At 40.7% G+C, this 25,876-nt stretch carries 23 protein-coding genes; 11 read left to right on the forward strand and 12 right to left on the reverse strand.

What is annotated here, in order from left to right; genetic code table 11:
• Positions 1-75: 75 nt before the first annotated feature.
• Complete coding sequence (locus tag RBR61_RS05735) at positions 76-1,851, reverse strand: YgiQ family radical SAM protein (protein WP_320342715.1); 1,776 nt, start codon at positions 1,849-1,851, stop codon at positions 76-78.
• 90 nt (positions 1,852-1,941) lie between these two features.
• Between RBR61_RS05735 and RBR61_RS05740 the strand changes: the two genes are divergently transcribed.
• Together RBR61_RS05740 and RBR61_RS05745 are read left to right on the forward strand one after the other, a co-directional pair.
• On the forward strand, positions 1,942-2,469 hold the full coding sequence (locus RBR61_RS05740) for a flagellar basal body-associated FliL family protein (RefSeq protein WP_320342717.1): 528 nt from the start codon (positions 1,942-1,944) through the stop codon (positions 2,467-2,469).
• A gap of 81 nt (positions 2,470-2,550) precedes the next feature.
• Positions 2,551-5,106, forward strand: coding sequence for an EAL domain-containing protein (locus RBR61_RS05745; RefSeq protein ID WP_320342718.1), 2,556 nt, complete (start codon positions 2,551-2,553; stop codon positions 5,104-5,106).
• Positions 5,107-5,110: 4 nt separating this feature from the next.
• Here the strand turns inward: RBR61_RS05745 and RBR61_RS05750 are convergent, their stop codons facing one another.
• On the reverse strand, positions 5,111-6,028 hold the full coding sequence (locus RBR61_RS05750) for a manganese-dependent inorganic pyrophosphatase (protein WP_320342720.1): 918 nt from the start codon (positions 6,026-6,028) through the stop codon (positions 5,111-5,113).
• Positions 6,029-6,099: 71 nt separating this feature from the next.
• Between RBR61_RS05750 and cls the strand changes: the two genes are divergently transcribed.
• Positions 6,100-7,500, forward strand: a complete 1,401-nt coding sequence (gene cls / locus RBR61_RS05755; RefSeq protein ID WP_320342722.1) for a cardiolipin synthase — start codon at positions 6,100-6,102, stop codon at positions 7,498-7,500.
• 9 nt (positions 7,501-7,509) lie between these two features.
• A complete protein-coding gene (locus RBR61_RS05760) occupies positions 7,510-8,244 on the forward strand; it encodes an endonuclease/exonuclease/phosphatase family protein (RefSeq protein WP_320342724.1) in 735 nt (244 codons plus the stop codon).
• On the opposite strand, the gene RBR61_RS05765 is transcribed toward RBR61_RS05760, so the two are convergent.
• A complete protein-coding gene (locus RBR61_RS05765; protein ID WP_320342726.1) occupies positions 8,234-8,863 on the reverse strand; it encodes an NAD(P)H-dependent oxidoreductase in 630 nt (209 codons plus the stop codon). The two genes, RBR61_RS05760 and RBR61_RS05765, sit on opposite strands and share 11 nt — an antisense overlap.
• Before the next feature lie 105 nt (positions 8,864-8,968).
• Between RBR61_RS05765 and RBR61_RS05770 the strand changes: the two genes are divergently transcribed.
• Positions 8,969-9,868, forward strand: coding sequence for an AEC family transporter (locus RBR61_RS05770; RefSeq protein ID WP_320342727.1), 900 nt, complete (start codon positions 8,969-8,971; stop codon positions 9,866-9,868).
• A 10-nt stretch (positions 9,869-9,878) separates the two neighbouring features.
• Positions 9,879-10,331 carry a YchJ family protein gene (locus RBR61_RS05775; protein ID WP_320342728.1) on the forward strand — a complete coding sequence of 151 codons (453 nt, stop codon included), beginning with the start codon at positions 9,879-9,881 and terminating at the stop codon, positions 10,329-10,331.
• Here the strand turns inward: RBR61_RS05775 and RBR61_RS05780 are convergent.
• A complete protein-coding gene (locus RBR61_RS05780; RefSeq protein ID WP_320342729.1) occupies positions 10,321-11,742 on the reverse strand; it encodes an SDR family oxidoreductase in 1,422 nt (473 codons plus the stop codon). The two genes, RBR61_RS05775 and RBR61_RS05780, sit on opposite strands and share 11 nt — an antisense overlap.
• A gap of 212 nt (positions 11,743-11,954) precedes the next feature.
• Between RBR61_RS05780 and RBR61_RS05785 the strand changes: the two genes are divergently transcribed.
• Together RBR61_RS05785 and RBR61_RS05790 are read left to right on the forward strand one after the other, a co-directional pair.
• Positions 11,955-13,697: a diguanylate cyclase gene (locus RBR61_RS05785; RefSeq protein WP_320342731.1), complete on the forward strand. Its 1,743-nt coding sequence runs from the start codon at positions 11,955-11,957 to the stop codon at positions 13,695-13,697.
• A gap of 33 nt (positions 13,698-13,730) precedes the next feature.
• Complete coding sequence (locus RBR61_RS05790; RefSeq protein ID WP_320342733.1) at positions 13,731-14,915, forward strand: mechanosensitive ion channel family protein; 1,185 nt, start codon at positions 13,731-13,733, stop codon at positions 14,913-14,915.
• On the opposite strand, the gene mnmH is transcribed toward RBR61_RS05790, so the two are convergent.
• From mnmH to RBR61_RS05810, 4 genes are read right to left on the reverse strand one after another with little or no spacing between them, the layout of a single operon-like run.
• Positions 14,908-15,996: a tRNA 2-selenouridine(34) synthase MnmH gene (mnmH, locus tag RBR61_RS05795; protein ID WP_320342734.1), complete on the reverse strand. Its 1,089-nt coding sequence runs from the start codon at positions 15,994-15,996 to the stop codon at positions 14,908-14,910. The genes RBR61_RS05790 and mnmH overlap by 8 nt on opposite strands.
• Positions 15,997-17,028, reverse strand: a complete 1,032-nt coding sequence (gene selD, locus RBR61_RS05800; RefSeq protein ID WP_320342735.1) for a selenide, water dikinase SelD — start codon at positions 17,026-17,028, stop codon at positions 15,997-15,999.
• Between the two features lie 23 nt (positions 17,029-17,051).
• A complete protein-coding gene (uvrA, locus tag RBR61_RS05805; RefSeq protein WP_320342736.1) occupies positions 17,052-19,880 on the reverse strand; it encodes an excinuclease ABC subunit UvrA in 2,829 nt (942 codons plus the stop codon).
• A gap of 17 nt (positions 19,881-19,897) precedes the next feature.
• On the reverse strand, positions 19,898-20,629 hold the full coding sequence (locus RBR61_RS05810; protein ID WP_320342738.1) for a sulfite exporter TauE/SafE family protein: 732 nt from the start codon (positions 20,627-20,629) through the stop codon (positions 19,898-19,900).
• A gap of 107 nt (positions 20,630-20,736) precedes the next feature.
• On the opposite strand from RBR61_RS05810, the gene RBR61_RS05815 reads away from it, so the two are divergent.
• From RBR61_RS05815 to RBR61_RS05825, 3 genes are read left to right on the forward strand one after another with little or no spacing between them, the layout of a single operon-like run.
• The gene (locus tag RBR61_RS05815) at positions 20,737-21,159 is read left to right on the forward strand and encodes a chemotaxis protein CheX (RefSeq protein WP_320342739.1); all 423 of its coding nucleotides are present in this window, start codon (positions 20,737-20,739) and stop codon (positions 21,157-21,159) included.
• On the forward strand, positions 21,160-21,498 hold the full coding sequence (gene fliN / locus RBR61_RS05820; RefSeq protein ID WP_320342740.1) for a flagellar motor switch protein FliN: 339 nt from the start codon (positions 21,160-21,162) through the stop codon (positions 21,496-21,498).
• The gene (locus tag RBR61_RS05825; protein ID WP_320342741.1) at positions 21,495-22,397 is read left to right on the forward strand and encodes a hypothetical protein; all 903 of its coding nucleotides are present in this window, start codon (positions 21,495-21,497) and stop codon (positions 22,395-22,397) included. Before fliN ends, RBR61_RS05825 begins: the two co-directional genes overlap by 4 nt.
• A 1-nt stretch (position 22,398) precedes the next feature.
• On the opposite strand, the gene RBR61_RS05830 is transcribed toward RBR61_RS05825, so the two are convergent.
• The 4 genes from RBR61_RS05830 to dksA are packed head-to-tail and all read right to left on the reverse strand — an operon-like array spanning position 22,399 to position 25,875.
• Entirely contained in the window at positions 22,399-23,535 is a 1,137-nt protein-coding gene (locus RBR61_RS05830) for a hypothetical protein (protein WP_320342742.1), read from the reverse strand.
• The gene (dusB, locus tag RBR61_RS05835) at positions 23,529-24,482 is read right to left on the reverse strand and encodes a tRNA dihydrouridine synthase DusB (protein ID WP_320342744.1); all 954 of its coding nucleotides are present in this window, start codon (positions 24,480-24,482) and stop codon (positions 23,529-23,531) included. Before dusB ends, RBR61_RS05830 begins: the two co-directional genes overlap by 7 nt.
• Before the next feature lie 15 nt (positions 24,483-24,497).
• Positions 24,498-25,514, reverse strand: coding sequence for a hypothetical protein (locus tag RBR61_RS05840; RefSeq protein ID WP_320342746.1), 1,017 nt, complete (start codon positions 25,512-25,514; stop codon positions 24,498-24,500).
• Between the two features lie 10 nt (positions 25,515-25,524).
• Positions 25,525-25,875 carry an RNA polymerase-binding protein DksA gene (dksA, locus tag RBR61_RS05845; RefSeq protein ID WP_320342748.1) on the reverse strand — a complete coding sequence of 117 codons (351 nt, stop codon included), beginning with the start codon at positions 25,873-25,875 and terminating at the stop codon, positions 25,525-25,527.
• Position 25,876: the final 1 nt, after the last annotated feature.

A 25,876-nucleotide genomic window follows, 5' to 3' on the forward strand; every position in this document is an offset into this window, starting at 1 on the left:
AATAAAACTGAAATAGATGTAAGAGTTGGAACATTTTTTGCATTAAATCTTATCGGATGTATAATTTTTAAATATTTACGATGCAAATCCTGTTCTAAAACACTCTTTCTCAACAACTATTCTCTTCTGCTTCTCTTTTCTTTTGGTATCTTTTTCGACAAATATCTTTTTGCGGGTTTTTGGGTCCATCTCGGTATAGTACATCACCGCAGAGTATGTTCCTGGGGTCGGAGTGAAGACCTGAGCCTGTTCCGGGTTCATCTTCAGCTCCTGTGTTGTAAAGCGCTTTAACTCATGCATATCCTTCTCTTCGCACCCCGGATGAGCAGCGATAAGATAGTAGGTTAAAAACTGCTTCTTGCCCTCTTCCTTGTTCAACTGGTCATACATCTTTTTAAACTCCACCAATGTCTCTTTTCCAGGTTTTCCCATAAGCTCTAAGACATGCTGCTGCGTATGCTCGGGAGCAACTTTTAACTGACCTGAAATATGGTGTTTTACCATCTCTTTTAGATATGAATAGCCATGTTTTTTATCTGCCGTTATCAAATCGTACCGCACTCCAGAGGCAATAAACGCCTTTCTTACACCCTCGACTTCTCTTATCTTTCTAAGAAGGCTGAGATTTCGGCCGTGGTCTACATGCATAACCTTGCATAGTCTGTCGGCATCTACGCATCTAATGTCATCACACGTCCCTTTTTTTAGCTTTTTGTCGCACTCATATCCATACATGTTGGCCGTCGGTCCGCCGACATCGGCTATTATTCCCTTGTAATCTTTGTACTTGTTAAAATATTTCGCCTCTTGCAAAATATTCTCTTCCGTTCTGGTTCTTATGGTTCTTCCCTGATGAACTCCGATCGCGCAGAAGTTGCACTCTCCCCAGCACCCTTGATGCGTCATTATCGAGAACTTTATGGTCTCGAGACACTTCACTTTGCCATCTTTTGCGTAGTATGGATGAAGCTCTCTTGTAAAAGGAAGATTTGCGTTTGCGTCCATCTCTGCCTGATTCAGGTAGTCGCACGGCGGATTTTGTATAAGAAAGCGTGTGTCAACAGGCTGACATAAACCATTTGCGCTTATTGGATCGTTATTGTCGTAAAAATCATCAAAAAGGTCTATATACTTCTCTTTGTCATCCAAACACTCTTGATGTGAGGGAAGCTGTATGTACTCATATACGGGCTCTTTTGATATATAGCAAAGCCCGCGGATATCTCTGTAGTCCCTCCCCTCGTCCAAAGCGCGTGTCAGCTGCTCTATGGCTATCTCGCCCATTCCGTAAACCAATATGTCAGCTTTGGAGTCAAACAGGATCGGCTTTTTGAGTCTATCCGCCCAGTAGTCATAATGGGTGACTCTTCGCAGACTTGCCTCAATTCCGCCCAGAACAAGCGGCACCGTGTTTTTAAAGTATCTTCTGATCAGGTTGCAGTAAACGCTAAGCGCACGGTCAGGTCTTTTGTCGTTTTTTCCGCCCGGGGTGTAATCATCCGTGCTTCTAAACTTCTTTGTCGCCGTATAGTTTGAGACCATGCTGTCAACGCTGCCGCCGCTCACTCCCCAGTAAAGACGGGGCTCGCCGAGGCGCTTGATATCGACATCGCTGTTAACATCAGGCTGACCTATCATACCGACACGATACCCCATTCTCTCCAGCATCCGCCCGACCATCGCAACGCCTATGTAAGGAGAGTCTATGTAGGCATCGCCGCTAACTAAAATAATGTCGCACTGATCCCACCCTTTTGCATCCATCTCCTCTTTGGTAGTCGGAAGAAAATCTCTTGTAGTAAATGTTAACGTATCTCTTTTGGTATCTTTGGTTCTGTTTCTTCTGCTCAATTTGCACCCTTGAAGATGAAAAATCATATTTTTATCTTTTGTTTGTATAATAATACTCAATAATTTAGAGATTATAGATAAAGTGCGGATATGAAAATAGAGATAGACAGAGTAAAAGTAATAAAAAACGCCATTATAGTAGTGCTATCGCTTATCACTGTTTTGGTTCTTATTTTAGGCGTTTTAAGTTCAGATTTCACAAAACTTCAAAAATACGATGTGGCTGCTAAATCTCCAAGAGAGAGCGCTTACAACCGTACAATACTATCAAGTCTGAGCAACGGCATGAAAGTATCTATCAGCAGCGACTCAAAAGCTAATCTTGGCGACTTTGTCTTTAATATATCGGGTGATAAAAAACTTATTGCAAATATTGCTATAAAGTATAAACCTGTAAAAGATGAGAACTCTTGGTTTAGCGACAGTGATGAAATAAAACATGAGATACTTAAAAAAGGCGTTATTCTAAGGGATGCTACTATAAACACATTGCTTGGATACTCCGCCGCCAATGCTAACAATGAACAGATGAGAGAGAAACTGAAAGAGACTCTGAACAAAAACCTCTCTTCCTGCGAGATAGAAGAGGTATATTTTAACCAGTTCATAATTCAGTGATGATCTAGCTTTAAAATATAAAAACATACAAAATAGGCAAAATTATGTTATATTATTGCCTCTATTGTTAAAGGTTTAAATATGTTTAAAATAGATCTAAATCACAAATTATTTAAAACAGTTGCACTGCTAATCATATTTTCAAATGTCCTGCTAACTATCTATATGTACGATAAGGTCAAAAGCTTTATTGAGACAAGAGCATACCACAGGGCCGAGACTCTAAAAAACTATTTCTCATCCATGCGATATGTATATCATCAGCAGTTTATGAAGAGCGATCTTAAGATCGACAACTCTACTATCGGATTTCTGCCTGCTCACGCATCTTCATTAATCAGCGATAAGTTTTCAGAGCTATCAAACAATGACATCTCACTTAGGAATGTCACCAATAGGCCCAGAAACCCTGCAAATAAGGCAGATGTTTTTGAAGAGGAGGCAATGGAATATTTTAAAAATAACCCCTACGCCGATATGCATCTGGCAAAAATCTCAAAAAACAACAAGAGATACTTAAACTATACCTATCCTCTTAAAATTGAGCAATACTGCCTAAAGTGCCACGGCACGAAAGAGGAGGCAATGCCATCGATCAGAGAGAGATACGACACCGGCTATGACTATAAGCTAGGCGACATCAGAGGTGTAACTAGCATTAAGATACCTCTTGAATCCATCGCAGACCAGACTATGGAGATCTTCTATAAAACTATGGCCATGATCTGGTTTAGTATTATTTTTCTATTGACCATCATACACTTTGCCATCAAAGCACTTATGAAAAAAGACATTGAGCAAAAAGAGATATTGAAAAAAGAGGTGGAAGTAAAAACATCCTATCTGAAAAAACAGCAGAGTGAACTGCAGCATCTATTTGGCATCTTAAAAACGGTAAAAGATTTTAACCAGATCCTCATCAATGCCAAAGATGTTGACGAACTAATAAAAAATACGACTCTCTCCATGCACTCAAATACATCATTTGCCAACGTAAAAATATCACTATGCGAGGATGGCGAGCTTGTCGTAAAGAGCTCTGTGGGCATCATTAAAGAGACCGAGATAACACAGGTAGAGAGAGATGTCTTTGATAATAATCGCTACATCTTTTTAAAGAATTTTGATGAGACTTTGCATGAAGAGTGCATGGAGAAGGTAAAAAAATACGGCATTATCGAGATATACTCTCTTCCTCTTAGAAAATATCATAATGCGCAAGAAGCACTCGGCACGATCACTATATATTCTAAAGAAGATAAGGGGTTTAGTAAAGAGGAGAGAGATCTGATAGATGAGCTCTCAGGCGATATCGGCTTTGCCATAAACTCTTTTTACCAAAAAGAGGCGATCAACAAACTCTCTTTTTATGACCCGCTTACAAATCTTGCCAATCAATCTCTTTTTGAGAAGCATATAACTCAGGCTCTTGAGAACAGCTACAAAAACATGAAGTATGGCGCTCTTATGTTTATGGACATTGACAACTTTAAAAGCGTTAATGATCTCATGGGTCAAGATGAGGGAAATAGAGTTTTAAAAGAGACCGCCAACAGACTCGCAATGCAGCTAAAGGACGTCTCCATGATCTCACGGTTCGGAAGCGACAAATTTCTGGTCTTGGTTGAAAATCTCTCGAACAAACAGGAGAGTGCAGCCGTTATTGCGGAGGAGTATGCCAAACAGATATTAGAGATAACAAAAGAGCCTTTCACTCTTAAAGATAAAACATTTTATCTTACTTGCAGTATCGGAATAGCACTTTTCTTTGACGACGTAGAGACTGCCGCTCTGCTTTTGAACCAAGCAGAGTACGCTATGCGTACAGCAAAAAAAGATGGAAAAAACATCATACGGTTTTATGACAGCTCTCTTCAGGAGAGTACAAAATCAAGATCTCTGCTAATTCAAAATATCAAAGAGGCGCTAAAAGAGAGAAGATTCTTTGTTCTTTATCAAAAACAGTTTGATAAAGATAAAAAAGCAGTCGGCGCTGAAGCGCTTATCAGATGGCAGCATCCGACTATCGGAGTAATATCTCCCGCAGAGTTCATTCCGCTTGCAGAAGAGTCTGGGGTAATTAAAGAGATAGGACGTTTTGTTCTTGATAATGCGGCAGATTTGCTTACGTCTTGGGCAAAGGACGATGCAAAAAAAGAGTGGAGGATATCGGTAAACGTCAGTCCACTTCAATTTAGAGATGCAGGCTTTGTAAATGAAATAAAAGAGCTCATAAGCACCAAGATGATAGATCCGAACAAACTCAGACTTGAATTGACAGAAGGCGTGCTGATAGACAACCAAAAGAGTGCGATGAAAAAGATCGAGGAGCTAAACGTTTTTGGCGTATCGCTCTCTATTGACGACTTTGGAACAGGCTACTCAAGTCTTGGCTATCTTAAACATCTAAAGATAGATGAGCTAAAGATAGACCAGTCATTTGTCATGGGTCTTCTTAATAACAACTCCGACAAAACCATAGTCAAAACGATAATCATGATGGGCAAAGAGTTTAACTTTGAAGTAATTGCAGAAGGCGTAGAGACAAAAGAGCAGTTTGAGCTCTTAAAAGAGATGGGTTGTGATCTCTTTCAAGGCTTCCACTTATCAAAACCCTCAAGAGCAGAGGATCTTTAAATAGTTAAAATTGCGGCTGCAGGAAAGGTATAACCTGCTTTTTACGGCTAAGAACACCGTCTAACCAAGCTTGATTGTCTTGAAGCTTTGTATTGAACGCTTTTTCAACTTTGCTTGCATCATCGCTGAGCACTAAGAGCTGAGAGCCCTCTTTCATAATGTCGGTCAAGAGGATTATTATCGTATGTAACCCCTCCTCTTGCTTCATCAGTTTCATATCCGCAAATAGATCACCGATCCTGTCATTTAGCACAGATATATCTACCATCTCCAACTGCCCTATTCCGACTTTTGTACCGTTCATATCAAAAGCTTTATAGTCTCTTGTGTTGAGATCTCTAGCACTCGCGCCCTCAACAGCCGATTTTGCTATGAACATCTCCATTGCAAGAGCTTTATAGTCTTCAATACCGCAAATCTGGGAGAGCTCTTTGACCGCTTTTGTATCAATTTTTGTACATGTAGGAGATTTAAAGATCACGGTATCGCTTAATATCGCGCACATCATCATACCTGCAATATCTTTTGGAATATCAACTTTGTGATAGTCGTACATCTCTTTTATAACTGTGTTTGAACAACCTATCGGGCGAATCCAGCACTCAAGCGGAGTATCTGTAGTAATGTCGCCTAATTTGTGATGGTCAACAATTCCCAGTATTGTTGCTTCTTTTATATCTTTTGGAGCCTGTGCAAGATCTGAGAAATCTACAAGATAGACCTTTTCGCCCGCATAAGATGTTTTAAGCTCAGGTGCCTCTGAGCCAAATCTCTTGAGTATAAACTCCGTCTCCGGTGATATATCGCCTTGGCGTGTAGGCACACAATCCTCGCCTAGCTTGTTTTTTAAATAAGCAAGAGATATTGCACCTACTATTGAGTCTGAATCAGGGTTAGTGTGACCAAAAATATATGTTGACATGTCTGCAGCCTTTAAATTTTTTTGTAATTATACTGAATTTTTGTGTTGTAAAATAACGATATAATTTCACAATGGATGAAATAAGCAACTACATAAGCACCGATATATTTTTTTACCACTCACTTATAGTCTCCGGTGCCCTTTTAATTATAATGGTCTTGATCCACATGCTCTACAACAGACGCACTCCCAACAGCATAACTGCCTGGCTGCTCTTTATAATCCTGCTTCCTTACGTGGCGGTAGCTCTGTACCTTATTATAGGCTCAAGAAAGAGAGAGAAAAGATACAAAAAAGAGACTCTTATTCTCAAAAACAGAACCACAGATGAAAACATACAAAACAGCGTAGATAAGATGTTAAGAGAGTACGGCATTGCCGATGCTTCAAAAAACAGCGAGTTTAAGCTCCTCTTTGATGCAGTGGAGACTTACAATGAACTTCTATCGTCCATAAACGAAGCAAAAAAATCGATCTACATAAGCGCATATATCTTCAAATACGACAGAGTTACAAAAGAGATATTAAATGCTCTCATTAAAAAAGCCAAAGAGGGGCTGGAGATCAAGATACTGATAGACTCTTTGGGCTCGCTTCCTCTGTATCTGCTTCGTCACAGACTTGAGAAGCTAAAAAAGAGCGGCGCAAAAGTGGAGTTTTTTATGCCTGTTTTTGAGATGCCATTTAGAAACTACATAAACCTTAGAAACCACAGAAAGATATACATATTTGACAACGAGAAGGTTTTAAGCGGCGGGGCAAACCTCTCAAAAGAGTATCTTGGTCCAAAAGATGACAAAAGCAGATGGCAGGATGTTATGTTTATGCTCAAAGGCGGCTCAGTTGAGCACTTTTTTGAAGTATTTGCTTCAGACTGGCAATACGCCTCAGATGAGCAGATAGAGTACGCAAAGAGCGAATTGCATGAAGATGGAGAGATATTTTTGCAGGTAGTTCCTTCAGGTCCGGATGTCGATAAAGATATTCTTTATGAGGTTTTACTCTCGGCGATATACGGAGCAAAAGAGAATATATATATCATAACTCCCTACTTTATTCCGAATGAGACACTCATACAAGCGCTTATCATAGCTCACCACAGGGGAGTGGATATAAAGCTTATAACTCCAAAAGAGGCAAACCACACTATCGTAAATCTTGTAAGAAGCTCCTACATGAGAGAGCTTGAAGAGGCAGGTATAAAGATATATCTCTATAGCGGCGCTATGCTTCACGCTAAAGCGATCATCTTTGATAGCGAGACTCTGATCCTAGGAAGCGTGAACTTCGATAACAGAAGCCTTTTTCTAAACTATGAGGTTGGGACTTTTGTCTACTCAAAAAAGATCATAAGCGAGGTTGAACTTTGGGCGCAAAAGCTTATAGAGGACTCCTCGTTCGGAACAAAAAACGTCTCTGCGCCAAAGAGGATATTTGAAAACCTTCTGCGCATACTCGCTCCACAGCTCTAAGGTCTTTTCATGTTTGCGCCAAAGAGTTTTGTAAAATCGCTAAGACATCAAGAAGAGAGCCTAAGAGGAGAGTTCACTCTTCTGTGCTGGAACGTGGCAAAACTTACAATGAGCATCTCCTACAAAGAGTTTATAGAGAGACTTATACAAAGCCATGACTTTGATCTGATGCTGCTTCAGGAGGTCAAGAAGAGCATCTCACATGAGCTTGATATTTATGACTACTCCTATGTGCTCTCTCCAAATATAGAGACAAAAAAACATATTTTCGGCGTCTTAAGCGCTTTTAAATCGTCATGCGAAGATGAGTTCGCCCTGCTTAGCAAAAAACGTGAACTCAGATATGCTACACACAAGGTCTCGCTTATTACACATCATAAAATGCCAAACAACGACATACTTCTTGTAGTAAACCTGCACGCTATAAACTTTGTAAACAACAGTGCATTTAAGAATGAGCTTGACCATCTTTATGCATCTGTGCAAAACCATAAAGGAGCGATGATAGTAGCTGGTGACTTTAATACTTGGAATCTTAAAAGGGTGCAGTTTTTAAATGAGTTTACGCACAATCTATCACTGAAAAAGGTTGAGTTCGGCGACGACAAACACATCAAGAAGATATTTACAAACTCACTCGATTACATCTTTTACAGATATCTGAACCTTACATACTCAGAGGTCATAGACAGTAAAAAGATCTCCGACCATAACCCCATTATCGCAAAATTCTCTACTCTATAAACTCTACTACCTCTTCAAGCGGCAATCTCAATTGAGACGACTGCTCATTTACTCTATATCCAAAAGGGAGTATCAAAGATAGTTGATATTTTTTAGTATCAAGCCCTAGTACCGCTTCTACATCCTCTTTGTCAAACCCCTCTATCGGGCAGCTGTCTATACCAAGCGTTGCCGCACATGTCATCATATTTGCCGCTGCAATATATGTCTGCCTTGCAGTCCAGCAGAGTATATTTTCATCGCTGCTTAGCGTTTTGCTAAGATGAGTCGCATACTTATCCATATAAAAATCAAGCATCTCACTCGGCATCTCTCTTCTTGTAAATCTCTTCTTAACCACTCCATACTCAGGCTTTACGCTCTCTATGGCAGCGAGTATGACTACAAGATGAGAACAGGTTGTGATTTGGGGCTGGTTCCAGCAGTGAGGTCTGATCTTAGCTTTTAGCTCCTCGTTTGTAATGACCAGAAATTTCCACGGCTCCATTCCGAACGACGATGGAGATTTACGCCCCGCTTCAAGTATCTCTCTGATCTCTTTATCCGAGATTTTTCTGCTCTCATCAAAAAGCTTGCAGGCATGTCTGAAATCCATCGCCTCTTTAAATGTTTTGCTCATATCTTCTCCTCTAGTTTCATATTGTAGTCTCTATTTAAATAAAAGATTATATACTTCCAAAATTAACAAAACTCCCTTTGAAAGAATAATAAAAGAAACGACAGCATGGAAAGCTTTGCACTTATTTTTAGCGCCATTTTTATTGGGTATATTTTAAGTAAATCCGATCTTTTTCCCAAAGAGACTCCGCTGATACTGAATCAATTTATTCTCTACATCTCTGCGCCCGCTCTTGTTCTGCTTAAAATTCCAAAACTAAGCTTCTCTATTGATGCGCTCATCCCTGTTTTTATCGCTTGGAGCGTTATGAGCATGAGTGCAATAGCTGTCTTTTACCTCTCAAAACTCTTCTCGTTCACTAAAGAGGTAACGGGCTCTTTAATGCTTGTGGCGGTCTTAGGCAACACCACCTATCTTGGCATTCCTATTGTCAGTGCATATTTTGGAGAAGATGCGCTCGGCTATGTCTTAATGTACGATCAGCTTGGAACTTTTATAGCGCTCTCGACCTACGGAACCTTTGTCTCTGTCTACTACTCAAGCACAAAAGAGGTAGACATACGCGCACTGTTTTTAAAGATACTATATTTTCCGCCTTTTTTAGCCCTTATTATTGCACTTTTTTTAATTGGCACCTCTTTTAATCCCGTCATAGAGAGCGTGCTCGCTTCGCTTGCCGCTACCATCATCCCTTTAGCGCTCGTAGCTGTCGGCCTTCAGCTCCGCTTTAAGCTCCCAAAAGATGATATTAAGCCATTTTCCGTAGCTCTGGCAATAAAACTTATCTTTGCTCCGCTTGTCGCTATCTTTGTCTGCACTATCTTCGGATGGAACTCAGAGGCGGCACTTGTCTCGATCATGGAATCATCCATGGCGCCTATGATAACGGCAGCGGCTGTTGCTTCTATGGCAGGTCTGGCTCCGCGCCTTAGCTCTGCCATTGTGGGGTATGGGATCCTCTTATCGTTTGCAACAACGTGGATCTTTTATCATTTAATTACATAAAGGAAGAAAAATGGAGTGTTATTGCGGCAGTAAAAAAGAGTTTAATGAGTGTTGTGAGCCGTTTTTAAGTGGTGATTCAAAACCAAACTCTCCTCAAGAGCTTATGAGGAGCAGATACAGCGCTTATGTTCTTGGCAATGTTGAGTACATCATAAACACTACCGTAGAAGAGAACCGATACCCTGATGATGCACTGCTGATAGAGGAGTTCTCAAGGGCTGTTTCTTGGCTAAAACTAGATGTGCTACAAGCCAAAGAGAGCATTGTAGAGTTTAAAGCTTACTACAGAGACAGCGAAGGGATAAAGGTTCAGCATGAGAGAAGCAGCTTTGTTTATGAAGATGGTGCTTGGCTCTACAAAGACGGAAAACACTTCAGCTCCAAAATAGAGCGCAATGAACCATGCCCCTGCGGGAGCGGTAAAAAATACAAAAAGTGCTGTGATAAACAGACTACTCTTTAAGACTGTTTTTTAAAATGCTCTCTATCATATTTTTAAAAATAAAGTAGTGCATAGGTATAAGCATATACCAATATATTCTACCCCATATACCTTTTGGGTAGAAGTATGCAGACTGAATAAGTTTCTCACCACCTAGTTTAAACTCCAACCATGCATGACCTGGTATCTTCATCTGTGCATAGAGCAGAAGTCTCTCATTCTCCCGTATGTCTTCAACTCTCCAAAAATCAAGACACTCACCTAGTCTCAGATCACAGCTGTCGCGTCTGCCGCGATTGAGCCCTACACCGCCCAATGCTTTGTCAATAATGCCTCGAATCTCCCAAAGAAAGTCATAATCGAACCAGCCATTTTCTCCGCCGATTGACTTGATAGCTTTAAAAATTTTCTCTTTGTCATAAGAGCTGATATCAGCCTCTTTTCTATCTACAAAAATTGCATCATTTATCTCTCTAGTGTGCTTTTTATCCCAAGATGAGCCGTCTGCATCGCTCCATCTGCTTATGACTTGGTTCTGTTCTATCTCTTGTACTGCTTTTTTTACGGCATCAATGTAACTTATTGGAGTTATATTGGCGAAATATTTTTCTGCATTATCATTTTGAACTGTTACTTCAGATCTCAGTCCCTCTATAAGCGCTTTTGCTACGCTAAAAGGAACAGGTGTAAAAAGATTTAACCAGTAAGAAGAGAGAGTAATGCTCATAAAAGGAACTGCAATAAGATACCTTTTTAAACCAAGAGCCTCTGCAGTTTCAAGCATCATATCTCTGTACATCATCTTTTTTGCGCCTATATCTACTACCAAATTTTCATAATACTCAAGATACAAAGATGAGAAAAGATAGCTTATAACATCGTCAACGGCGATCGGCTGAGCATAGGTATCTACCCATTTTGGGGTAATCATAACGGGCAATTTCTCAACAAGGTTTCTTATGATCTCAAAGCTTGCACTCCCTGAACCTATGATAACTCCCGCACGCACCCAGACAGTCTGCACAGTGGTTGAAGAGCTGAGTATCTCTCCTGTCTCTATTCTGCTTAGCAGGTGTTTGCTTGTATCGCTGTTCTTTACTCCGAGTCCGCCGAGATAGATGACTCTTTTAACACCGCACTCCTCTGCCACATCTATAAAATTTTGAGCCGAGAGCCTGTCGAGGTCCTTATAGTTATCCTTACTTAGAGAGTGGATAAGGTAGTAAGCGGTATCTACTCCCTGCAGTGCTCTTCTTAGAGCCTCTTTGTCAAATGTGTCACCCTCTATGATCTCTATGTTCTTGTTTTTATCTTCTGAAAAACTATTTTTATTTCTAACAAAAACTCTAAGTTCTATATCTTTTTGATTTTTAAGAAGATTTTTCAACCGTCTGCCAATATATCCGTTCGCACCTGTGAGTAAAACTTTCATGGTCATCTCCGCTATCTGCAATAAAGAGTATTCTAAAGCCCATTGGCAATATTAATCAATCTCTTAAATAAAACTTGCTACCATCCTATTATACATAAAATAAAGGGCAGTTCTTGACACAGCAAAATTTTAAGAAATATTTTATTATCTATTTTATAATTTTTGGGATTTTGATCTCTCTATTTAGTGCTATTAGCACCTATATAATCCACATGGGCGATATAGAAAAAACCATAGATGCCAAAGCGCAAGATATATTTGAGATAAAAACTCAAACCATCCTAAAACCTGCAATAGAAAATATGGATGACATTGCAATATCTTTAAGAGAAAATGAGCTTGTAAAAGATTTTATTCTCACAAAGGGTGCAGATAAGCAAAAAAGACTTGAGGAACTCTTTCTTGCCCTGATGGGTATTGAAAACAGAATAATGCAGACGAGGGTTATCGATAAAGACGGCAAAGAGCTTGTCAGGGTAGATAGAAAAAATAAAGAAAGTAAACCTTTTGTCGTAGAGAGCTCAAAGCTTCAGGACAAAAGCAGTAGAGACTATTTTAAAACAGTGTCTAAACTGGCACAAGAGAGTGTTTGGCACTCAAAACTCGACCTAAATATAGAAAACGACAAAATAGAAGTACCTTATAACCCTACCATTAGAGTAGCTGCGCCCCTGCTTAAAGATGGTGAGTTTATGGGAATGGTCATTGTAAACATCTTAACGCAAGAGCTTTTCAATGCAATGGGCACATCATCAAGCTTTACACACTATATTATAGACAAAGAGAAAAACTATATTTTTCACCCTAATGAAGAGTACTCTTTTAACAAGTACAAAAATATCAAAAGAGGCATCCATGAAGATTTTCCAAATGGACTAGATGCCAAAGATGGAATTTACGTATACCCTATAGACGATATCTTAAAAAACGAAGATAAAGCGTTCTTTATCTTAAAGACAAGCGACACTTACGAAGAGAGTCTGAAAAATGAGATACTCCAGAGCGGTGCTATCGTTTTGATCTTAACTGTAATACTTAGTTTCATTACCTCTTTTTATGTCTCAAAAGCCCCTGCAAAACTTCAGACCTCTCTTTTAAATGCACATAAAAAACTAAAAGAGTACACCTCTATAATCGACAGATATATAATAACTGCTACGACCAAGACTGACAGTACCATTTTGGGTGTAAGCAGCGCATTTGAAGAATCCAGCGGTTATTCAAAAGATGAACTGATCGGGGAAAAGATGAGTATTATAAAAGATCCCGGCAGAGACAAAGCCATCATAAAAGATCTGTGGGAGACGATATGCTCTAAGAAAACATGGGTCGGAGAGATAAAAAACAGAAAAAAAGACGGAAGCACATACTGGCTTGAACAACACATAGTCCCAAAAATAGATAAAGAGGACAATATAGAGTCTTTTGTCTCTATAGGGATAGATATAACAGCTAAAAAAGAGCTTGAAAAACTTGCCACCATAGATAAACTGACAGGCATATATAACAGAAGAAGAGTTGAAGAGTTTCTGCAGATAGAGATGGAGGTCGCAAAAAGACACTCTCAGCCGTTATCTCTGATTTTAGTTGATATTGACCATTTTAAATCTGTCAACGATACTTACGGACATCAGGTCGGTGATATGGTGCTAAGCCAAAGTACAAAAGTAATATCTCAAAATTTGCGCAAATCCGATATATTCGGAAGATGGGGCGGCGAAGAGTTTGTAGTTATCTGCCCTCAAACAAACAAAAACGAAGCTTTTGTTCTTGCCCAAAAGCTCAGAGCTGCCATGGAGGAGCATGAGTTTGAAAAGGTCGGGCACAAAACTATCTGCTTAGGAATTGCCGAACTCGAGCATGAGGACAATGAAAAAACATTAGTCGAAAAAGCAGACAAGGCACTCTATGAAGCAAAAAACGGCGGAAGAAACAGAGCCGTTATTTTTACCTGAAGCGATCATCTATTTTAAGTAACTGGGACATCTATGGAAAATATTATTACAAACATTGATTTTGAAGCTCTTTTAAAACTATCTTCGATTATAGGACTGAGCGTAATCGCTTCGATTATTGCCTATTTCATATCAAAAAAATATATCATAAAGATCATACATAAGCTGATATTTAAAACAAAGTCCAGCTGGGATGATACGCTTGTAAAGTCAGGTTTTTTTGAACAGCTCGCCCATATTGTTCCGCCGCTTGTCATCCTCTACTTCTCTAGCATGTACCCGCAAAACATGCAAGATGCGCTCTCGCAGATAGTCGGTTTTTGGATAGCTATAGTAGTTATTAAAAGCATAGATAAGTTTCTATCAGCTCTTTTGGATATTTACAACTCTTTTGAGGTCTCAAAAGAGAAGCCTATAAAAGGGTATATCCAGCTACTCAAGATGTTTGTCTACATCTTAGGTTTTATCATCGCTGTTTGTATTCTGGTCGGTGTTTCTCCGTGGGGTGTTCTAAGCGGGGTGGGTGCATTTACCGCGGTACTTATGTTCATCTTTAAAGACACCATCCTCTCGCTTGTCGCAAGCGTTCAGATCGTGGCAAACGACCTCTTCAAGGTAGGCGACTGGATTGAGGCTCCGAACTTTGGAGCGGACGGGGAGGTCATAGACATCGCGCTTCACTCCGTAAAGGTGCAGAATTGGGATAAAACGATAGTTACTATCCCTACTTACAAATTTATGGAGAACTCCTTTAAGAACTGGCGCGGGATGAGCGATAGCGGTGGCAGACGCATAAAAAGGGCTCTTTTTATAGATGTGAACTCCATAAAGTTCTGCACTCCTCAGCTACTGGAAAAACTGAACAAAATAGAGATAATAAAAGATTATCTGCAAGAGAAACAAAAAGTGGTAGACACTACCGATGAGATAACTCTAAACAAGAGAAAGCTCACAAATATAGGGACTTTTAGGGAGTATGTAAAGAGATACCTGGAAAATAATCCAAACATTGACAGCAAAAACTTCACATTTATAGTCAGACAGCTTCAACCTACCTCAAAAGGCGTGCCTCTTGAGATCTACGCTTTTAGCAACAAAAACAAGTGGGCGGAGTATGAGGATATACAGTCCGATATTTTCGACCATCTTCTTGTCGCCCTAAAAGAGTTTGACCTCAAACTGTATCAAGAGCCATCGGGAGAGTTTGGAGCTAAGTAGCACTCTTTATATACTCATGAACCTCTTTTGCGTCTCCTCTAAAAGTGACCAGATGAGAGCGCTTTTGTATCTGGTAATCATACATCGGGTCGTAATACTCACGTAGGAGATACTCTACCCAATCCCTATACTTCTCAAAAGAGCCACTTCTCTTCTGCTCTCCAAGCGCATCTTCAAAAATTGCGTAAACTTCTCTGTATCTCTGGTCACCAAGCCGCCTCTTAATTCGCTCCATAGCGCTTTTAATATCCAGCTGCCACGCCTCAAGAGCATCTTTGTACCCTGCACTCTCATACATTTTTTGAGCATCGACGACATATTCGTTTAGTGTTATATCTATGCGCTCATCCATCTCTCTCTCAAGTATGACAAGAGGCACTTTTGGTAAAATATCAATAAAGCTATCAGGCATAAAGACGCTACCAACGTGCTTGCCTTCATCTTCAAAAACAAGTGTTTTAAAACCTTCCTCTAACTTTTGGATTATTTTATATATCAAATTGTTCTCAAAGTCTATCTGTGAAGTCTGCGGAGTGATCTTTCTTCCAAAAGAGGAGCCTCTGTGGTTTGCAAGAGCCTCAAGATCAATTGCATTTTGCATCTTCTTTAGCTCTATGGTCTTTCCCGATCCCGTTCTGCCGCCGAGAAATATCGGTTTGAACTGTTTATAGGAGTTCTCAAGCTCATCCAAGAGATAACTTCTAAAAGCTTTGTAACCGCCCTTTAGACGCACTATCTCTCTGCCCCTCTCACCGATCCACTCTTGAGCGATCTTGGAGCGCTGACCGCCTCTAAAACAGTACAGAAGTGCATCTGGATTTGCATCCATAAAACCGAGCCAAGCCTGTACCCGCTGCTCTTTTATATCTCCGCTTACAAGCTCATGTCCAAGCTCTATAGCCTTTTCGTTACCTCTGTTTTTGTAACAAATACCTACTTCATGTCGCTCTTCATCGCTCATTATTGGTAGATTTACGGCGTTAAAAAATGCGCCTTTTTTAAACTCGACGGGAGCGCGAACATCTATAAGCGGAGTGTTGTTTAAGACAATAGATCTGAAGTCATCAAAGAGTTTAGACACCTACAAAACCTCTACCAAGTGCTTGCCTTGTGCCAGAGTCTCTCCTATGGGCTCAAGTTCCAAACCTTCTGAGCGCGCAGTGCTGTAGAACTCATCAAGAGCATCTTTTTTAACAAGTACTAAAAGCCCGCCTGATGTCTGTGCATCGCAAAGTATCTCTCTTTGTTTATCGTTCATCTGAGATATCTTATGACCGTAGCTCATAAAGTTTTTACGAGAACCGCCGGGTATGCAGCCCAAAGCTCTATATTTTTCAACATTTTGCAGAAGCGGGACTTTATCAAACCAGATATTGGCACTGATGCCGCTTGCTTCACAAATTTCACTTAAATGCCCCAAAAGACCAAATCCGGTAATGTCCGTCATGCTTACAACACTCTTCAGGCTTGCCAATGCGCTGCCTGCTCTGTTTAGCGTTACCATCGCATTAACTGCCGCATCTATATGGGTATCTTCTATCTTTTTTTGCTTTTGCGCCGTTGTAAGTATACCGATACCTATAGGCTTTGTGAGAAATATATAGCAATCCTCTTCGCCGCCGCTATTTTTCATAAGGTTCTCATTCTCGACCAAGCCCGTAACCGCAAGCCCGAATATCGGCTCGGGAGAGTCTATGGAGTGTCCGCCTGCAAGAGGAATTCCAGCCTCTTCACAGGCCGCACGACCTCCCTCTATTACTTGCTGCGCGACATCGCTTGAGAGCTTATCGATCGGCCATCCGAAGATAGAGATAGCCATAAGAGGCTTACCGCCCATTGCATAAATATCACTTAGCGCGTTTGTCGCGGCAATTCGTCCGAAAGTAAAAGGGTCGTCCACAATAGGCATAAAAAAGTCGGTGGTCGAGAGAACCGATGTTCCGTTGCCCAGATCATACGCCGCCGCATCATCTTTATGCTCGTTTCCTACAAGAAGCTGCGGGTAGAGAGCAGTTGAAATGTCTGTTTTTAGTATCTCATCAAGAAGCATCGGGGAGATCTTGCATCCGCACCCTGCTCCATGGCTATATTCTGTTAATTTTATTTGTTCCATTATTTTCCTTGAAAATAGCGATACTACTTATGCAGCGCTAGCTCTTTTTTGAGATATTCGCCCGTATAAGAGCCTGTTTTCTTATGCTCGTCTGCCACTTTTTCAGGGCTTCCTTCGGCGATAATAAGGCCGCCGCCGCTACCGCCCTCAGGTCCCATGTCTATGATATAGTCGGCATTTTTTATCATGTCGAGGTTATGTTCAATGATAAGCACGGAGTTGCCAAGCTCTACGAACTTGTGAAGAACGCCCGTCAGCCTGTCAACATCGGCAAAATGAAGCCCCGTGGTCGGCTCATCCAGTATGTAGAGCGTCTTGCCGGTATCTTTGCGGCTAAGCTCTTTGCTAAGCTTGATCCTTTGCGCCTCACCGCCTGATAGCGTGACGGCATTTTGACCCAGAGTTATATAGCCGAGACCGACATCTACAAGAGTGGACATTATCTGGTTTATCTTCGGGATGGGCTTAAAAAACTCATACGCTTCATCAACGCTCATCTTGAGTACATCAGATATGTTCTTGCCCTTATAGAGCACTTCTAGAGTCTGCTGATTGTAACGCGTGCCTTTACATGTGTCACACTTGACCATGATGTCCGGCAAGAAGTGCATCTCGATCTTGTTCTCGCCCTCGCCTTGGCACTTCTCGCACCTTCCGCCTTTGACGTTGAAGCTGAACCTTGAACTTGTATAGCCTCTTATCTGAGCCTCTTTTGTCTGTGCAAAAAGGTTTCTTATCTCATCCATTACGCCCGTGTAAGTCGCTGGGTTTGATCTCGGAGTTCGCCCTATCGGACTTTGGTCGAGATAGATCACTTTGTCCACATGTTCTAATCCCGTTATCTCGACCCCCGCTACTTTGTTGACCTTTCTTGCATGATTTAAAAGCTCTCTGGCTGTCGGAAGAAGTGTCTGAAGCATCAAGGAGCTCTTTCCGCTTCCGCTCACGCCCGTTATACAGACAAAGTTGTTTAGCGGTATCTTTGCGCTTAAATCGGTTATATTGTTAAGTGTGACGTTCTTTATCTCTATAAACTTATCCTGCGCTCTTCTGTAAAAATACTCAATCTTTTTTCTGCCGTAAAGATAGTCCGCGGTCAGTGTTTTTGCCTTTTTTAGCTTATCAAGCTCTCCTGCAAAAACGACCTCTCCTCCAAATTTTCCCGCACCTGCTCCGATATCTACTATAAAGTCCGCATTCTCAATGGTCTCTTTGTCATGCTCGACGACTATAACGCTGTTCCCCTTCTCCTGAAGGCTTCTAAGCGTGCGGATAAGTTTTAGCGTATCTCTCTCATGCAGCCCGATGCTCGGCTCATCCAAAACATATAAAACACCGGTTAAACCGCTGCCTATCTGCGAAGCTATGCGGATTCTCTGCGCCTCTCCTCCGCTTATGGTTCTTGCGTCACGCCCAAGCGTGATATAGCCAAGACCGACATCAAACAAAAAGTAGAGTCTCTCGCGTATCTCATTTAAAATAGGTGCGGATATCTGCTCGTTCTGTTTTGAGAGAGACGAGAAGTTGCCCTCTTCTTTGAACCACTCATAGCTCTTTGCAATAGGCATATCCAAAATATCTGCAATACCTTTGCTTGCCACTTTTACTGCAAGTGACTCTCTTTTTAGTCTGTGCCCCCTGCAGACGTTGCAGACCTTCTCACTCATATAGTCAGCTAACTCTTTCTCATCTTTGAACATATCGTATGCTATCTTGATGATTCCGGGCCAGACGCGCTTAACTTCATGGGTTTTCCACAGAAAGCTAACTTCATCGATGCCTCCGTGGAGTATCGCTTTTTGTTTATACTCAGGCAGTTCTGAGTACGGCACGGTAATGTCGATGTCGTTTGCCGCACAAAAGCCTTTTAAAAAGGTAAAGTAGTACCCTTTGTTAAAGCCGTATACTATCTTTACGGCACCCTTTTCTATGCAGAGGTCTCTGTCAATTATCTTGTCTTGGTCGAGTGCGTAGCGAAGTCCAAGTCCGTCACATTCGCTGCAGGCTCCCTTTGGAGAGTTAAAAGAGAAAGAGAGGGGTTCTAGCGGATCAAAACTTATCTTACAGTCAAAACAGGCATTGTGTTCGCTGTAGTGTATGTTGGAGTTCTTGAGTCCAAGCTCTTCATGGTTCAAAATGTCTATCTCAAGTTCGCCGTAGCTCTCTTTTAGCGCTTTTTCAACGTCAGCGGCTATTCTCTCTTTGTTCTCCTCCTTGACTACGACCCTGTCTATAACGACCTTGATGGTATGCTTTTTCGTTTTGCTAAGCTCTATCTCTTCATCTAGCCTTACCATTACGCCATCGATCATCGCACGTACATACCCTTTATGTACCAAAGACTCCAAGATGTCATGAAAGCTTCCCTTTTTTTCACGCACCAAAGGAGCCAAAAGAACAAGCTTTGCACCCTCTGGGAGTTTTGCGACCTCGGCGATAATATCAGACGCGCTCATCTGAGAGACCACCTTGCCGCATTTATGGCAGTGCTGAGTGCCTATTCTGGCATATAGAAGTCTCAGGTAGTCATATATTTCAGTAATTGTCCCAACCGTTGAGCGCGGATTTTTAGAGGTTGTTTTTTGATCTATCGCAATTGCGGGAGTAAGCCCCTCGATCTTATCGACATCAGGCTTGCTTACACGGTCTAAAAACTGTCTAGCATAAGAGGATAGAGACTCCATATAGCGTCTCTGCCCCTCAGCATATAGCGTATCAAATGCCAGAGTTGATTTTCCGCTTCCGCTAAGACCCGTAAATACGACCAGCTCGTTTTTGGGTATCTCAAGCGATATATTTTTTAAGTTGTTCTCTCTTGCACCGACTATCTTTATAACATCTCTTTTTTTCATTTATGACCTATATTCCTCTAAAATAATATTCTCTGTATCAAGTATATAACAATTAATAGATAAAAACCCGCTAATAGTTTTTTCTGCAGAACCGAATCTACGCTGTCTTTAAGAAAGATACCGACATAGACGCCTATAAGTGATGCGACGCCAATAACTATTCCGCTAAAGAAGTCTATATCTCTGCTTAAAGTATGAGATATAACCCCAGACACAGATGAGAAGACCACAAAAAAGAGCCCAGCAGATATCGCTTTTTTGATATCCACATGCAAGAAACTAACCAAAATAGGCACTAAGATGATGCTTCCTCCAACTCCTATAAGCATGCTGAGAAGACCTACAAAAAAACCTATTACAAACAGAACTACTCTGTTTAACTCCTTTTGCTCTACATCTATGCTTGTTTTATAGAAGAGCCTGCTAAGCGCAAAGAGTGCAAATGCCAAAAATATAAGCTCTAACGCAAGATCACTAAAGAGCGAGGTTAAAAATCCGCTAAAAAGCGCTCCGACAAAGCCGCCTATGCCTATCGTAAAGACCATAGGAACATCAAGCGTTCCCTTTTTATTGTTAAGGTAACTTCCATACAGCGAACTAAAGAGCATCTGCACTACGGATATGCCGATAGCCTCTTTTATGCTATAGCCCAGAAGCAGCAGCAGAGGGACAAGTATGGTTCCGCCGCCGATCCCGAAAAACCCCGAAAGCAGACCGACACCTATGCCTAAAAAAATCAATTCAATCATCATCAAAACTTTTTTTGCAATTATATCATCTTAATGGCTCCACATAAATATATTAAGAATTTTTAGAGCTACCCTTATGTATAATTTCCCAAACAGGGGTCAAAAGAATGTTAAACACAATTATAGAAGCTTCAAAAAATTTCTGTATCCATCAGATAAGACTGCCTTATGAGATGCATGACAATGTCACCAAAACGAGAACGGTTATTGCTTATATAGATATAGAAAGTATAGACGGCAACAAGCATAGAGTTTACATCGGCGCAACTCCGAGTTTTGCGCAGAGAATATCTACACTTCTTTTAGAAGAGGATGAGAGCGATGAGGATACTTTGATAGACATGACTCTTGAGACCGCAAACCTTATAATAGGAAGCGCAAAGGTTCTAGCAAGTCAGAATGAGTCCGAGTCTTACAATATGTCCACTCCGCACTTTGAAAAAATAGATATTTTTGACTTTAAGTATGACAATGCAAAAGTCTTAAAAGTAGAAGATGATGAGATGATCATCGCTATTAAGGAACTATAGTTGAATAAAAGAAGACGCACTTATGGGGCTAAAGAGTTTACGTTCGATCCTGAGAGAGAGCTCTCATGGATGGACTACTCCGGTCTGCTGGACATGGAAGTGGAGTTCGTATCTGAACTGGGAGAGACCGAACTCTCAATAGGCGATATTTTAAAACTTACAAAAGGTTCTATTATAGACCTGAAAAAACCTGCTGGCGAGAGTGTCGAGTCATATGTTAACGGTCGTATATTGGGAAAAGGCGAGGTAATGGTCTATGAGAAGAACCTTGCTATCCGTATAAATGAGATACTGGATTCAAGTGCCGTCTTATACCATCTTGCTAAAGAGAGACTATGATAAAACTCTTCTTGATCTTCCTGCTTCCGCTTTCACTTTACGCTTCAAAGATCTTAAGCTATAACATCTACGACAGAACAGAGAGAGTTGATGTTATGATAACTTTTGACACTCCGTATGAGGGCGTTATAAAACAGAGCTCAAGCGACTCAAACATTCTAATAAAGCTTGAAGATGCCTCAATAGAGTCTGCAAAGGTAAAAAAACTCTCATCCAAATATATAAAGTCAATTACCATAACTCCGATGTCTGGCTATACGCAGATATCTGCGAATGTGCCCCCTTCCGTAGCTCTTCAGGCATCTAAAACATCCGACTCCTACGGTCTCAGATTAAGATTTACTGCGGCTGCACAAGCTCCTAAGAGCGTTAAGGAGCCACTGCAGACGGAAGCTCCCTTGCTTGCTTCACTTCCGACAAAAAAGAGTGACGACATAGCGCAGAGCTACTACATAGTTATAACAATTTTGATCATAGGGATAATCATACTTTTTTACATCAAAAAAAGAGTCTCTACTCAGCCAAATGTAAAAAAAACATCTTCATGGCTATTTGCAGAAAACAATAACAACAATACCAAAGAGGCTGCTAAGATGAAGCAGCCAAGCATCCAAAACGGTGATGTCACTATAAGATTTCAAAAATCTCTAGATGAGCAAAACAGTGTGGTGATGCTTGATTTTGGCGAACAGAGCTATCTTGTTCTTATGGGAAAGAACAATATTCTGCTTGACAGATTTACACACAACAGACCGACAACACAGGATGATTTTGAGTCTATTTTACAAAGCAGACACCAAGAGCTTGACAATTTTTTAAACGGCGGCGGTGAGGACTCAAAAGAGGAGTATCTGCAAGCATATAAAGAGAAGGCTGCTTCTGTCAGATATGAAGTTTAGATCAAGAAGCGTCTTGGTTGAAGCGGTTTTCCAAAAGTTTTTGAATCATATTTAGATTTGCCGTGGTAAGTCTGTACTTCTCATCCATCATCTTGCTTATATGATAGACTTCGGTTACTGTTATGCCGTATGGGTCTTTCTTCTCTTTTACGACCTTCTCGTCCTCAAACGAGTAGAGGTATAAGCTTTTTCTGGTCAGCTGTATATAGTATGTAAGCACTATCTCATCGGAGTGCTTCTTCTCAAGTGCTACAATGACTCTCTGATCATCCCTGCAGCTATTCTCCAGCTTTAGCACATCTCTCATTTGCGCCGCGTCTATAAAACCTATATAGAACTTATTGTAAAGATCGTGGTATCTCTGTATCTTCTCACTCATTAAAAAGTTCATATCGAGTATATGTTTTTTATTGCTGTTGATGGTCTTTGTGATCCAAGAGATGGTGTTGTAGTATCTAAACGGATAGAGTTTCAAAGAGTGCGCCTCTATCATCTTTGGAGATTTTATTCTCTTTTTGGGCATCAGTTTTTTTGCATCCGTATCTACAATATAATCAAGAACCTCATTTGCAGAAAAGCCCTCTGTAAGCCAGACCGTACAGTAAGAGGGCAGCTGCCTCACTCCTGTAGCTCCCTCGTTTAAGATTATAAGAGCTTTTATCTCATAGTTTGGAAATATTATCTCAAGGAGCGCTTTTTTCTTTCTAAGTCTTTTTCTAAGTTTTAGAACCGATTTTACAAGCGTCATCTCTACAAAGTAGAGCTCTTTGTTCTTAGTGATAAGCATAGCGTCAAACTCACTTATCTCTCTGCTTTTGGTTCTGTATACTATCTGCTGTTTTTCGCTTATCGAGAGTGTATTTGCATGAGCTTTGATCTTGTCTTGATGAAAACCTTTTAAGACGAACTTCTCGATCTCATCATTTTCTACTGCGTATATAAGGAGTTTTTCATAGATAAAGTTTTCAAAAACTTCGCCCTCAAAAGAGCGGTATGAACTTAAATAGTGAGGATCATCTTTGCTTACTCCTCTTCTTATCAGAGAGAGAAGATGTTTTACGTTGTAGTCGTAGTGCAGTAGGTTATCGCCTATATCGCTGTGGTCTAATGTCTTTATTGATTTACTTATCTTTAACAAACTATCTCGCTATTACTAAAAAAGTCATCTATTACAGCGCGGTATTCTTGTACGTCAGATATACGGTTTACACTGTCTCTAAGTGCTGATGCACCCCGGTAACCTTTAGAGTAGGTATGAGTATGTTTTCTAAACATAGGAACTCCGTGGGAGCCATAAAACTCTATCATCTTATCAAAGTGCTCCATGATTATATCATGCTTTATGTTTTTGTCAATAAACTCACTGCCGGATTTGAGCTGATGAAATATCCAAGGAGCGCCAACCGCACCCCTTCCTATCATAACTCCGTCCGCCCCCGTGTGCTCTAAAACCCACTTTGCTTTTTCGTACGAATCTATGTCTCCGTTTGCGATCACGGGGATTTTCACAGCCTCTTTGATCTCTTTTATGGCATCATAGTCAACTGCGGCTTTAAATTTTCCAGCGCGTGTTCTGCCGTGAACGGCTATAAAATCCGCGCCGCTATCCTCTACTATCTTTGCGATCTCTATGTGGTTTTTTTTCTCAAAACCGAGTCTTATCTTTACGCTTGTTAGACTTTTATTTGAGGTCTCTTTGATAGTTTTTATAATATCGCCCATTAAAGGAAGGTTTAAAAGCAGAGAGCTACCGCTGCCGTGTCCAACAACTTTTGGCACTGGGCAGCCGCAGTTAAGATCGATTATATCTATCCCCTCTTGCTCATTCAGTATCTCGACAGCCCGGCGTATGACGTCAACTTCGGCACCTGCTATCTGTACGGAGTATGGGTCTTCATTTGGGCTTTTTTGTATCATATGAAGCGTTTTTGCAGAGCCGTGAACCAGAGCGTTTGAGCTAAGCATCTCGCTTACAGTAAGGTCTGCTCCGAACTTTTTAACAACGCTTCTAAAAGGCAGGTCGGTATAGCCAGCAAGCGGGGCTAAAACAAAGACGGGCTTTTTAAAAGATAGTTTTTCACTCATTATAAATTTAACGTACTATATAAAGAGATTGATGTCAAAATGTTTTCCGCAATCTCTAAGCGCGCTGTACGCTTTAAAAGTCAGATACTCATTAGGCTGGGATATGTCAAGTATCTCTTTTGCAGGAGACAACATCTCCAGATCAAAAAGAGTAAAGAGGTAAGCTTCCGTTGCAGCTTCGCCCTCATTGCTCAATGTTTCAAAAAGTTTAATTCTCTGCTCCGGAAGCATTGACTTTGAGAGCTTTTTAGAAGCCTCGATATACTCTTTAGAGTCAAGTTTCAGATCATGAAAAAGAGCTATCAGAGAGTCGTTTGAGACCTCTAGCGTATGCTGATCTGCATTTACTCTTGAAAGTATCTCAAAAAGAGCCTCTCTGCTAAGCGCATCTTTATACTTCTCGATAGCATAAAGAGGAGCATACTTTACAAAATCTACATAGACCTCTTTGCGAAGGCTGATATCATACTTGTTTTTATCGCTTAAGATATCTTCGGCGCTTATATCGCCTTTTTTATATCTGTTTCTCTCATTTTGAATGACCAAAGGGTTTGAAGATTTAAGGGAGTATTTTTTCAACTCGACCGCTTCGCCGCCTCTTATGCTGTTTATAAGAGTAAGAACATCTTTTAGTTTTTTGTTCTCGATGTTTGCATCAAACTCCCCGATCGGGAAAATGGTAGCATTGTCAACAAGAGAACCCAGCAATTTGTATCTATCTGTCTTGAATGAGTTTGAACGCTCCTGCTTTCCAAGATATGCATCTACGATCGCATCAACTATTCTCTCATAATCCTTATCATATTTGCGTTTTCTTAAAGTACCTAAAAACGAGTAAAAAAGCATATGGATAACGCTGGCAGCATACAATATTATCATAGGGATGATTACCCACACTGCTACAGAAAATGACGGCAGTGCTGTACCAAAAAAGTCAATACTTATGCTATCTTGTGTTACGAAAGCATAAACATACCATCCTATTAGAACAATTAATATCAGCGCTGCGATTGTGTATCTTTTAATATGCATCACATACTCCTTATTTAGATTTTTCTACGATCTCTCTACAATCTATACAGTATATCGCATGAGGCTTAACTTTCAATCTTTGAAACCCTATAGGGTCTTCACACATCTCACAAATTCCATAATCACCGGATGCGATCTTTCCAAGAGTCACGTTGATCTCTCTTAGCTCTTTCTCCTGCTGTCTCACGATAGCGCTCTCTACCATAGAGCTGTTATCAACAGATGCATGATCGCCCTCGTCGTTAAGCTCTAGCAGGCTTAACTGGTCAAGTTCATCATTTACACCTTTGATGTTTTTAATTATCTGGTCTCTTCTACTCTCTAAAATCTCTTTAAAGTATTTTAATTCGCTATCTTGCACT

This window comes from Sulfurimonas sp. (genome assembly GCF_034005705.1).
Taxonomy (GTDB): domain Bacteria; phylum Campylobacterota; class Campylobacteria; order Campylobacterales; family Sulfurimonadaceae; genus Sulfurimonas.

Excerpts from the sequence above, each read along its gene's own strand:
- selD (WP_320342735.1), bottom strand. The coding sequence starts at position 17,028 with ATGGAACAAATAAAATTAACAGAATATAGCCATGGAGCAGGGTGCGGA.
- RBR61_RS05840 (WP_320342746.1), bottom strand. The coding sequence starts at position 25,514 with ATGCATATTAAAAGATACACAATCGCAGCGCTGATATTAATTGTTCTA.
- cls (WP_320342722.1), top strand. The coding sequence starts at position 6,100 with ATGGATGAAATAAGCAACTACATAAGCACCGATATATTTTTTTACCAC.
- RBR61_RS05790 (WP_320342733.1), top strand. The coding sequence starts at position 13,731 with ATGGAAAATATTATTACAAACATTGATTTTGAAGCTCTTTTAAAACTA.
- RBR61_RS05775 (WP_320342728.1), top strand. The coding sequence starts at position 9,879 with ATGGAGTGTTATTGCGGCAGTAAAAAAGAGTTTAATGAGTGTTGTGAG.
- RBR61_RS05815 (WP_320342739.1), top strand. The coding sequence starts at position 20,737 with ATGTTAAACACAATTATAGAAGCTTCAAAAAATTTCTGTATCCATCAG.
- RBR61_RS05765 (WP_320342726.1), bottom strand. The coding sequence starts at position 8,863 with ATGAGCAAAACATTTAAAGAGGCGATGGATTTCAGACATGCCTGCAAG.
- dusB (WP_320342744.1), bottom strand. The coding sequence starts at position 24,482 with ATGAGTGAAAAACTATCTTTTAAAAAGCCCGTCTTTGTTTTAGCCCCG.
- RBR61_RS05770 (WP_320342727.1), top strand. The coding sequence starts at position 8,969 with ATGGAAAGCTTTGCACTTATTTTTAGCGCCATTTTTATTGGGTATATT.
- RBR61_RS05810 (WP_320342738.1), bottom strand. The coding sequence starts at position 20,629 with ATGATTGAATTGATTTTTTTAGGCATAGGTGTCGGTCTGCTTTCGGGG.
- RBR61_RS05780 (WP_320342729.1), bottom strand. The coding sequence starts at position 11,742 with ATGAAAGTTTTACTCACAGGTGCGAACGGATATATTGGCAGACGGTTG.
- RBR61_RS05745 (WP_320342718.1), top strand. The coding sequence starts at position 2,551 with ATGTTTAAAATAGATCTAAATCACAAATTATTTAAAACAGTTGCACTG.
- RBR61_RS05760 (WP_320342724.1), top strand. The coding sequence starts at position 7,510 with ATGTTTGCGCCAAAGAGTTTTGTAAAATCGCTAAGACATCAAGAAGAG.
- RBR61_RS05750 (WP_320342720.1), bottom strand. The coding sequence starts at position 6,028 with ATGTCAACATATATTTTTGGTCACACTAACCCTGATTCAGACTCAATA.
- uvrA (WP_320342736.1), bottom strand. The coding sequence starts at position 19,880 with ATGAAAAAAAGAGATGTTATAAAGATAGTCGGTGCAAGAGAGAACAAC.
- RBR61_RS05785 (WP_320342731.1), top strand. The coding sequence starts at position 11,955 with ATGGGCGATATAGAAAAAACCATAGATGCCAAAGCGCAAGATATATTT.
- RBR61_RS05825 (WP_320342741.1), top strand. The coding sequence starts at position 21,495 with ATGATAAAACTCTTCTTGATCTTCCTGCTTCCGCTTTCACTTTACGCT.
- RBR61_RS05740 (WP_320342717.1), top strand. The coding sequence starts at position 1,942 with ATGAAAATAGAGATAGACAGAGTAAAAGTAATAAAAAACGCCATTATA.